This window comes from Providencia sp. Je.9.19, assembly GCF_051129765.1.
In the GTDB taxonomy this organism is placed as follows: domain Bacteria; phylum Pseudomonadota; class Gammaproteobacteria; order Enterobacterales; family Enterobacteriaceae; genus Providencia.
On record NZ_JBCPSS010000065.1, the window covers coordinates 1 to 255 of the forward strand.

1 protein-coding gene is annotated in these 255 nt (G+C 54.5%); it reads left to right on the forward strand.

The window, feature by feature from the left end; genetic code table 11:
- A partial coding sequence (locus AAZR93_RS21725; protein ID WP_434721055.1) for a hypothetical protein occupies positions 1-255 on the forward strand: 255 nt, incomplete at both ends.

A 255-nucleotide genomic window follows, 5' to 3' on the forward strand; every position in this document is an offset into this window, starting at 1 on the left:
GGATATTCTGCAAATTCATGGTTTAGCTCTCTGTGTTCACGGTATCAATATGCAACGTCTGTGCATCGTTCATGTGTCTTCATCGTGTATGGCCCATGGCCTCTCACGGGTTTCGCAGCTGCAAATTGCCCCAACCCAAGGTTGATGCTTCACGCGCCGGGGCAGAAGAGACCGCGCTCATCGTCTCGACATTCACCATGGGGGCCGGTGTCGGTATCACCGACGTTGATGGTGCCCCTTCGTGAGCAACAACCG